The sequence below is a fragment of the Pantoea sp. EA-12 genome, assembly GCF_030053355.1.
Lineage (GTDB): Bacteria > Pseudomonadota > Gammaproteobacteria > Enterobacterales > Enterobacteriaceae > Pantoea > Pantoea vagans_C.
Genome location: NZ_JASGBY010000037.1, coordinates 1 through 1,316, shown reverse-complemented (window position 1 = coordinate 1,316; position 1,316 = coordinate 1). Strand labels below are relative to the sequence as shown.

1 protein-coding gene is annotated in these 1,316 nt (G+C 47.7%); it reads left to right on the top strand.

Annotated elements, in window-relative coordinates; translation table 11 throughout:
* Positions 1-94: 94 nt before the first annotated feature.
* Positions 95-1,288 (top strand): IS4 family transposase, encoded by a 1,194-nt coding sequence (locus tag QMZ30_RS25750; protein ID WP_283229374.1) that lies wholly within the window; start codon positions 95-97, stop codon positions 1,286-1,288.
* The last annotated feature ends 28 nt before the right edge of the window (positions 1,289-1,316 follow it).

The following is a 1,316-nucleotide window of genomic DNA, read 5'->3' as shown; positions in this document are numbered from 1 at the left end:
GCTGAGGAATCCCCAGTAATGGGCGGGTAAAATAAGACAGGCATAGAGATATGTGATCTACTGATTGTTCCACCAATTCAATAAGATCACCTCTATGCCTGCTCGCCAAGTATGCCAGAAGTTTTTCCGGGGCGCTTTAGCCCCGTTTCATCAATACCGTCAAAATGCCCTGCTTGATGCCACGACTGCTCTCACGCGCGGAGCGTCATTGACTCTTACCAGCATTGGGCGATATTTACCCGGTTCAGCTCAGGTTAAACACAAGATAAAACGGGTCGATCGCCTGTTAGGTAATACTGAACTTCATAATGATATCCCTATGATATTTCGTAATATTACCTCGCTGTTGACACGACAACTTTCCTGGTGCGTTATTGCGATTGACTGGAGTGGCTATCCTTCTCAGGCATTCCATGTCCTGCGTGCCAGCCTAATTTGCGATGGCCGCTCAATTCCTCTGATGAGTCATATTGTCTCTTCATCCCAGCAGCAAAATCCCTTGATACAAAAGCAGTTTCTGAATGCACTTGCCGCCGCCATTGCGCCGGATAAAAAAGTCGTCATCGTTACTGATGCCGGATTTCAAAGCGCCTGGTTCAGGCACATAAAATCACTGGGCTGGGACTTCATTGGACGAGTCAGAGGTAATGTTCAACTCCGGCTGGATAGGAAAGGCGATCACTGGTTCAGACGTGAAGCACTGAAGGCTACGGGCAAACCGGAATATTTAGGCTCAGGAACGTTTGCACGCGCCGAATATGCCCGATGCGATGGTCATTTTTATCTGCATAAAAAAGCCTCTGTCGGACGCAGCAATAAGCGTTCAAGATGTCGATTAGTACGACTATCACAAGTTCGTGATGCCCGTTCAGCAGCGAAAGAACCGTGGCTTATCTTCAGCAGCACAGATGAATTTAAGCCTCGTCAAATCATGAAGTTGTATAGCAGGCGAATGCAGATTGAGCAGAACTTTCGGGATGAAAAGAGTGAGCGCTTTGGTTTTGGGCTTCGAGCCAGTTATAGCCGTTCAGCGGGGCGTATGCTGGTGCTGAGTTTGCTGGCAACGCTTGCCACAGTCGTGATGTGGTTGCTGGGATATCATGCTGAAAATAAAGGGTTACATCTGAGGTATCAGGCTAACAGTCTGAAATCAAGGAGAGTCATTTCCTATCTGACGTTAGCGGAGAATGTCTTGCGACACTCTCCGCTAATTTTAAAACGAACAGCGCTGGATGCTGTTCTTAACCACCTCGCCAAAACCTACCAAAATATGGTGTTGGTTTATTAGCGCTGATTTAGTGGGGATCCCTCAGCGC

Excerpts from the sequence above, each read along its gene's own strand:
- QMZ30_RS25750 (WP_283229374.1), top strand. The coding sequence starts at position 95 with ATGCCTGCTCGCCAAGTATGCCAGAAGTTTTTCCGGGGCGCTTTAGCC.